Origin of the sequence: Leucobacter chinensis (genome assembly GCF_019049105.1) — a bacterium.
Lineage (GTDB): Bacteria > Actinomycetota > Actinomycetes > Actinomycetales > Microbacteriaceae > Leucobacter_A > Leucobacter_A chinensis.
The window spans coordinates 1-7655 of sequence record NZ_JAHQZR010000016.1; the positions used below are offsets into that span (position 1 = coordinate 1).

Annotated in this window: 10 protein-coding genes and 1 tRNA gene; 1 reads left to right on the top strand and 10 read right to left on the bottom strand. The window is 60.6% G+C overall.

Translation table 11 applies throughout. The features are described from left to right. Positions 1-321: 321 nt before the first annotated feature. From KTJ78_RS12715 to KTJ78_RS12735, 5 genes are all read right to left on the bottom strand, one after another. A tRNA-Ser gene (locus KTJ78_RS12715) sits at positions 322-410 on the bottom strand. Positions 411-421: 11 nt separating this feature from the next. Then, entirely contained in the window at positions 422-1036 is a 615-nt protein-coding gene (locus KTJ78_RS12720) for a phosphorylase family protein (RefSeq protein ID WP_217136414.1), read from the bottom strand. Continuing rightward, complete coding sequence (locus KTJ78_RS12725; RefSeq protein ID WP_217136416.1) at positions 1029-1514, bottom strand: S-ribosylhomocysteine lyase; 486 nt, start codon at positions 1512-1514, stop codon at positions 1029-1031. The genes KTJ78_RS12720 and KTJ78_RS12725 overlap by 8 nt, the downstream gene beginning before the upstream one ends. Positions 1515-1569: 55 nt before the next feature. Further along, entirely contained in the window at positions 1570-2160 is a 591-nt protein-coding gene (locus tag KTJ78_RS12730; protein WP_217136418.1) for a GNAT family N-acetyltransferase, read from the bottom strand. A gap of 133 nt (positions 2161-2293) precedes the next feature. Then, a complete protein-coding gene (locus KTJ78_RS12735) occupies positions 2294-3022 on the bottom strand; it encodes a sulfite exporter TauE/SafE family protein (protein ID WP_217136420.1) in 729 nt (242 codons plus the stop codon). Positions 3023-3329: 307 nt separating this feature from the next. Between KTJ78_RS12735 and KTJ78_RS12740 the strand changes: the two genes are divergently transcribed. Further along, positions 3330-3644 (top strand): hypothetical protein, encoded by a 315-nt coding sequence (locus tag KTJ78_RS12740; protein ID WP_217136422.1) that lies wholly within the window; start codon positions 3330-3332, stop codon positions 3642-3644. Positions 3645-3740: 96 nt separating this feature from the next. Here the strand turns inward: KTJ78_RS12740 and KTJ78_RS12745 are convergent, their stop codons facing one another. The 5 genes from KTJ78_RS12745 to KTJ78_RS12765 all read right to left on the bottom strand — a co-directional run bounded on the left by KTJ78_RS12745 (position 3741) and on the right by KTJ78_RS12765 (position 7469). Further along, positions 3741-4439, bottom strand: a complete 699-nt coding sequence (locus KTJ78_RS12745; protein ID WP_217136425.1) for a FadR/GntR family transcriptional regulator — start codon at positions 4437-4439, stop codon at positions 3741-3743. A gap of 44 nt (positions 4440-4483) precedes the next feature. Next, the gene (locus KTJ78_RS12750; RefSeq protein ID WP_217136427.1) at positions 4484-5146 is read right to left on the bottom strand and encodes a 2-oxo acid dehydrogenase subunit E2; all 663 of its coding nucleotides are present in this window, start codon (positions 5144-5146) and stop codon (positions 4484-4486) included. 134 nt (positions 5147-5280) lie between these two features. After that, positions 5281-6255: an alpha-ketoacid dehydrogenase subunit beta gene (locus KTJ78_RS12755; RefSeq protein WP_217136429.1), complete on the bottom strand. Its 975-nt coding sequence runs from the start codon at positions 6253-6255 to the stop codon at positions 5281-5283. Continuing rightward, positions 6255-7229 carry a thiamine pyrophosphate-dependent dehydrogenase E1 component subunit alpha gene (locus KTJ78_RS12760; RefSeq protein WP_217136431.1) on the bottom strand — a complete coding sequence of 325 codons (975 nt, stop codon included), beginning with the start codon at positions 7227-7229 and terminating at the stop codon, positions 6255-6257. The genes KTJ78_RS12755 and KTJ78_RS12760 overlap by 1 nt, the downstream gene beginning before the upstream one ends. Before the next feature lie 3 nt (positions 7230-7232). After that, positions 7233-7469, bottom strand: a complete 237-nt coding sequence (locus tag KTJ78_RS12765; protein WP_217136435.1) for a biotin/lipoyl-containing protein — start codon at positions 7467-7469, stop codon at positions 7233-7235. Positions 7470-7655 lie beyond the last annotated feature (186 nt).

The following is a 7655-nucleotide window of genomic DNA, read 5'->3' on the forward strand; positions in this document are numbered from 1 at the left end:
CGGGCACGATAGACAAACCAGGGGCTCCTCTTCAATAGATGGGTGAGTGACTCACAACCAGCCTGGCAAAGAGGGTTCTTGAACCATTTTTCGACACTTTTTGACCTCTCAACGTGCGATATTGCCCACACAGCAAACGAACCAAGCAGTATACGGTGCTCGAAAGCCAAGCTTGGCTAGAACACCTCGCCCCCCACCCCGACAATTCCGGTGCCGGCGCTCGCCAAGCCGGCCAAAACGAGGCGTCTCGATCCACCAATCGCCTGAAGAAATAGCGAAGGCCCCGCCTCCCCAGTTCAGGGGAGTGCGGGGCCTTTCGATTGGCGGTGACGGTGGGATTTGAACCCACGGTAGGGGTTGCCTACACAACATTTCGAGTGTTGCACCTTCGGCCGCTCGGACACGTCACCAAGAGAAAAGTTTAGACGAGTGAGCGCCCCCGCGCAAATTGAAGGAGCTCCGCACTTTTGCGCGCGACGATGTCATCCCAGGTTTCGTGGCTCGTAGCGCTGTCTGCAAAGTCAGAAGGCACTTTAAAAATTCTGAGCGACACGCCGAACGTGTAGCAGAGCACGGCGTACGCATAGCTCTCCATGTCGACGAGTTGGGCACCCTGGCCGGTGAGCGCGGCGCGAAGGCCGTCATCTTTCACGAAGACGTCGCCCGTCGCGATCGTGGCGGTCGCCTCCCCCGCGTTTGAGGCCTCAGCGCCGACGAGGCTAGCACCATCGCGCATCCAGACCTCGGGGGCAACGAACTGCACGCCCCCGTCGGCTCCCATGACGGCAGCCGGGCTCGCGAACTCGAAGTCGTGCTGCAGCGCAACGTTTACTCGGTACACGATCGACAGGTCGAGCGAGTCGTCGAGCATACCGGCAGTGCCGAGCACAACAACCTCAGAGACGTCGCCCTCGGCAAGACGCTGCCCGAGCTTGGCCGCGGCATTGACCTTGCCGATACCGGTGATGAGGTGAGGCACCTCGGCGAAGGCCTGCGCTTCGTCGGCGTGCGCAAAGACGAGCAGTGGCTTAGGCACGCTCTTCACCATAAATCACGTTCCACTCGTCTCGTTTGTCGAGAAAGCCGGCGAGAGCTTCTTTCGCACCCTCGATCGAGTGGGAGTGAGCCCAGCCGCACTCGGTACGGCTTGAGCCGGGAACCGTGTTGAGCTCGAGCGCCGTCTGGATACCGCGCGCGAGCACCTCGGTGAACACGTCAAAGTCGTCGAGCTCTGCTGCATCAACCGAGACGTAGAAACCGGTCTGGCACCCCATGGGTGAAATATCAACGACCGCATCGGTGATCGTGCGCAGGGTCGTCGCGAGTGAATGCTCGATGCTGTGCACGGTGTCCATCTCGAGGTGACCCTCGTTGGGCTGCTCAAAGCGCAGATCCCACTTCACAACTTCGCCTCCGCCTGCGAGCACGTGCCTCCCGGCAAGCCTCACAAAGGGCGCGCTTACGGCGTCATGATCGAGCGTAAATGATTCTGGCAGCTTCAACGGATCGTCCATGCAACGAGCTTACCCCCTCAACCGATTCGCGTTGAATCGACGCAAAAGCAACCCCTCAGCCCCGGCGCTTCGCGAGCCGCAGCTCAAGCCCCTTCTTCACACCGCTCCACTCCTGCTGCACGATCGAGAAGACGACGGTGTCGCGCAGATACCCGCCATCGTTTCGGTGCGAACGCAGAATGCCGTCTTGCCTCGCGCCGAGCCGCGCGATTGCCTGGCGCGACTGCTGGTTGTAGTAGTCGGTGCGAAACTCGACCGCGATGCACCTCCACACATCGAAGGCGTGGCCGAGCATCATGAGCTTGGCCTCGGCGTTGGTACCACTTCCCTGCGCTGAGAGCCGGTTCCAGGTCGAGCCGATTTCAACCCTCGGCACGGTCGCTTCGATGTTCATGAAGGTGGTCATCCCGAGCACCTCACCCGTGTCGGCCCGCACACTGGTGAACGGAACCATCGAACCGGTCTCCTGCAGTGCAAGCCGGCGGTCAATCTCTTGGCGCATCGCTTCGGGCCGCGCAACCATCGTGTACCAGAGGTTCCACAGTTCGCCGTCGCGCACCGCTTCGACGAGACCGTCGTGGTGTTCATGGCTGAGTGGCTCGAGCCTGACGAGGTCACCGCTCAGCGTGCCGGGGTGTGTGAGCATCGTTGTCTCCTTCTCGCGCTAGGCGTTCTCGTGCGCGAGAACCCGCGCTGGTCACGTGGCAATCGTACCGCCCGTTGGCGGGCGGGCCGGGAACGAATCGCGGCGGATCACTCGGCCCGATCCGCCGCAATCATCACGCGAGAAGCGCGATGATTCCCCGCGCAAGCACCGAAACGGCACCAGCCCAGGCGCACACGAACATGCCGATTCTCGCGACGCGCACCGGGACGATCGTGTCGAGGCCGATGCCCACAACAAGACCGATGACGAGGGCAGCGGCGAACAGCGCGTATGAGGTGGGTTGCACGCTCGGCAGGCCGCGCAGCGCGAGCGTCACGGCGGCGAAGGCCACGAAGATGACCTGAATCGAGGCGACGAAGCTGCGATGCTCCCAGCGCGATGAGGTTCCGTATGCAACGAGCGGTGGCCCGGAAAGCCCACTCGTTACACTGAGGAAGCCCGAGACGGCGCCGGCTCCGAGCGCGGGGATCGCACCGCGAACGCCGGTGTTCGGGTGAGGTCTCAGCGGCAGCATGGGTACGAGCAGCGCACAGATCGCCGCGGCGCCCACGAGGGTGAGCAGCGCGGCATCGGTCAGTGCTGCGGCAACCCAAGCACCGAGCGGCATCGCGACTGCACCACCCAAGAGCAAGAGCAGAGTGGGCCTCCACGATATGAGCCTGAGACCGCCGATAAGCATGAGCGCAGAGATCACAAAGCCACCCATGATCACGAGCAAGACCCCATCGTGTGGCCCGAGAAGCAGGACGAGGATCGGCGTTGCCACGAGTGCAAAACCCATGCCCGTGAGCCGTTGCACGACCGCCGCAATAAAGAACGTGAGAGTTGCGAGAACGAGCATGTCTCGATGCTACTCTTCATGTTCAACGCGCGAATGAGGGTTGCAACAATCGTTCGCGCACAAAGAAAATGCTTGACAACCCTCAACCTAGACTATAGTGTTGGGGCATATTCTTCAGGTCGCTGTTTGCGCCGCAAGACTCATCACCGAAGATGAGGCGGGTCGCGGGAGTTGAAGAATAATACGACCGGTTGAGGTCTTCGGTTTGGCACGATCTTTCGTGCCAATGTTCGCGTACTTCTTCGTATGCGACAGCCTGAACCGTCACCACCATATTGGCCAAGGTGCCAGTTAGGAAACATGGACAATGACAAACACTATTACACTGCACTACCCGCAGCAGCTCGCTGCGACGCTGCCGCAGACGCCGTACCGCGCACTCAGCGCCCTCGGTGCCTCTGACGAGCCCCAAACGCTCATTCCGAGCTGGGCCAGCAAACGATCGGTCTTTCGTGCCGGTCACGCGACGTACTACGTCGTCGAAACTGAACGCGTGAGCGATGCCCGCGCTGACCTCCAGTCACTGGAGTCGCTCGGCTGGGTTATCGACATTCACCCTCTCAACCTGACGGGCGCCGCTCGCATCTCGATGCACATGCCCGAGGCACGCACCGCTGCATAACCCACGCAGCCCCAGAACGTTCGAGGCCTCCACCGCAACCGCGGATGGGGGCCTCGTTTCGTTGGCGCCCGGGGATCAGAGCCCCGCAAAGACCATCTAGTAGAGCATGACGACGTCGAAGTGCTCTTCGACCGCGAGCACGGCCTTTTCTTCGTCGCCGCTCATGATCGAGTCGTAAATAGGCTTGTGCAGTTCAATGAACAGGTCACATAGCCCCTCCTCGGTGTGCTTCTCGCGCAGGCGAACGCTACGTTCGGCCATGCTCTGAGAGAGCGTGTCGGCGAGCACGTCGGCAAAGAAAATGAGTGCGGGGTTACCAGAGACTCGCAGCATCGCCTGGTGAAAATCACGGTCGGCCTTGTGCATCTCAACTGAAGTTGTCGCGACCGCCATGATGTCGAGCGCCTTTTGCATGTGGCCCGTCAGCGTTGGGTCGGGGTCGGCGCAGGCCTCGATTGCGGCCTGCCGCTCAAGAGCGATGCGCACCGACTCAAGCGCATGAATGGGCAGGTTCGCTGAGCTCAGCCCGAGGCTCAATGCGAGTGCGAGCGTCTGGGGCCGCAACTCGGCAACATATGTTCCAGAGCCGATTTGGCGCTCAAGAGAGCCCAGCCCAACGAGCACCGCAAGGCGGTCGCGCAAGGCGGTTCGGCTCACTCCAAGCTCAATCGCGAGGTCTCGCTCGCTCGGGAGTCGATCGCCAGGTTTCATCCCCTTGATGCGCTTGGTGAGGGCAATTGAGACGGGGTCATCATCGAAATGATTGTCCCTAGCAGTCTCGAGAGGTTCGGTCATCAAGTTCTACGCTTTCACCACGATATGAAATAACACCTATCACTTTAGCGCGATGCTTGGTGTTTCAGGGCGTGCGCTTCGATTGTCCTGGCGAGTGTCAGCAGGTAATCACCGGCGAGTGCCCCGTCGGCAACACGGTGATCAAAGGTGAGGGTGAGGTTTGCAATGGTGCGAATAACGATTTGGTTATCGCGTACAACGGGCTTGTCGACCATGCGGTGCAGCCCAACAATCGCGGTCTGCGGTGCGTTGATGATCGGGGTTGCGATAATACCGCCGCGTTTTCCGGGGCTCGTGAACGTCGTCGTTGCCCCACGCATCTCGAGTGGCGAGAGCTTCCCATCGCGAGCTTTCGCGGCGAGGGAAACCACCTCGTCGGCGAGCGCCTTCACGTCTCGGTTGCCGCAGTCACGCACGGCAGGAACCATGAGGCCACGCTCAGTATCAACAGCGATACCAATATCGCAGCGGTCGTAACGAACGATTTCGCCGTCGATGACCGCGGCGTTAAACACGGGAAAAGAGCGCACGACCTCGCCGATACTCGCGAGCACGATGGGCACGAGCTTGGCCCGGTCTACCCCGGTGAGGTCACACTCTTCGATGATGTTCACGGCGGGTATCTCGGTGTGTGATTTCACAAGGTTCGCTGCAATAAGCTTGCGCACCCCGGTGATGGCTTCACGGGTTTCAGTCTGTTCAATCATGCTTCTATGCTTTCTGGGGTCAGAGCCCGGCCGCTCAAGGCAGTCTGGAACCCGTCGGTGGCCGGGCTCTGCTGGTTTCCGCGGGAGTGGCGCTCCCCTATCGGAGTGTGACCCGCACAGGCGGGTCGTTATCGTTACGGGGCGAGGGTCTCTCGTACCGTAGCGACGATGTCTTCAATACTCGGCACGAATGCCTTTTCGAGTTCGGTACTGAAAGGAATTGGGGTGTGAGGCGACGTTGCAAAGCCGAAACGAATGTGGTCGCGCCCGCCCGTGAGCCGAAGCACCTGGTGAGCGACCTCCGCCGCGGGGCCGGCAGTGGGCCACGCTTCGTCGGCTACCACGACCGCTCCGGTCTTTCGCGCCGACGCCACAACAGTCGTTGCGTCGAGCGGTGCGATCGAACGCAGGTCGATGATCTCAGCTTCGATCCCCTCTTCGGCGAGGGTTTTCGCGGCACGTTCAGCCCGCGAAACCATGAGCCCCGAGGCGACAATCGTCACGTCGTTGCCTTCGCGCTGTACAGCGGCTTGACCGATCTCAGCCGTTACTTCGAGGTCAACTTCAGCGCGGCGAGCGTGCAAGAGGCTCATGTGCTCAAGCATCACGACGGGGCCGTCGTCACGAATTGCGGCTCGCACGAGTGAGTAGGCATCTTGTGGGTTCGTCGGCATGATGACCTTGACACCCGGAAAGCTCATGAGCATACCCGCCATCATCTCGGCGTGGCCGTGGTGTGGTCCAATGCCGCACTTTGCCCGAACAAACATGGGCACCGTCACTTCGCCCCGGGTTTTGAACCCGATGCTACCGCCCTCGTGAGCGAGCGGTGTCACGGTGAGCGCAAGAAACTCGGCAAACATGAGGTCAACGATCGGGCGACTGCCCGTCATCGCAGCACCAACGGCGGTGCCGATCATGGCCTCTTCTGAGATCGGAGCGTCAATCATGCGCCCGGAGTCGCCAAATTCTTCCCACAGCCCCTTTGTGGCCTGCATGGGGCCACCAAACTGCCCAATGTCTTGGCCGAGCATGTAGATGCTCTCATCGCTGCGCATTTCTTGGCGGATCGCCTCGACGATCGCGTCACTCATCGTCATGCGGGCCATTAGTTGCCCTCCTTCGCTGCTGCAAGGTCGCTCACGTATGGTGAGGCAGAGAGTTTGTCGGGGTCGGGGGCTGGCGCGTCTTTTGCCGCAATGACGAGGGCCTCGTATTCAGCCTCAACCTCGGCGCGGCGAGCCGCACCCGCTTCAGCGTCCCAACCGTGCTGTTCTGCGAGCACCTTTTCGAGTCGCACGATCGGATCTTTGAGCTGCCATTCTTCAACTTCTTCGCGGCTGCGGTATACCTCGGGGTCGCTCATGTAGTGGCCCCCCATACGGTAAGTCAGGAGCTGCACAAAGGCAGGACCGTGTTCACGGGCATAATCCGTCGCCCTTGCGACGGCTTCGGCCACGGCGATCACGTCGTTACCGTCGACATCTTCGGTCGGCATGCCATAGGCACGTGCCCGGTCGCTCACCGTGCCGCCTGCGATCGCATCGTCGGCGTGCAGCGAGGTCGCGTACTGGTTATTTTGGCAGATGTACACGATCGGCAGACTCAACATTTTTGCCATATTCCACGACTCGGCGATGACGCCAGAGTTCGAGGTTCCGTCTCCGAATGAGCTCACGACAACACCGGGCTTGCCCTGGCGCTTGATCGTCATGGCCGCACCCGTCGCATAGGCAACGGTCGTGCCAAGCGATCCAGAGAACATACCAATAACGTCGCGCGAAGGCAGGGCGTTGATGTCGCCGCGCCATGCGCCCCGGGTCACGCTGGCTTCTTTGCCAAAGACACCCGCTGCAACGGTTTCTGGGTTCAGACCGCGCATGAGGCCGAGGGTTGTCGCGCCGCGGAAGTGCGGCGCTGCGACGTCACCTTCGCAGAGCGCGTGAAACGCACCAACGATTGAGGCTTCTTCGCCGCGACCTTCGTGCCAGAGTGGGTTGTGAATGCACATTGCACGGTCGAGCGCCCGGCCATTCACCATGTGCTGCCACAGCTCAACGAGCTGTTCGGTAGTATGCGCCATGACCTAGGCCTCGGTCAGCGTTCCGATGACCTGGCCGAGTTCAACCGGGTCTTCTTCGTCAACGGTTCGCGTGGCGAGTGTGCCAGCTTTCGGGGCAAAAAGTTCGACGTTCACCTTGTCGGTCATCACCTCTGCGATGGCTTCACCCTCGGCAACATCGTCGCCTACTTCTTTCAGCCAAGCAGCAAATACCGCTTCTTCGGCCCCGCCAAGGTCGTTAACTTCGATGTTGATCGACATAGATTCCCTCCATTGGAAAATGCACTCTGGTCACAGTGGTCATTCCATTATCTTGATTGGTCGTACCACTTGTCAAATGAGTCAGCGACCGTGTCGACGCTCTCAAATACACACAAGGGGTGGGGGGGGGGGCCCCCCCCCCCCCACCCAAAAAAAAAAAAAAAAAAAAAAAAAAAAAAAAACACA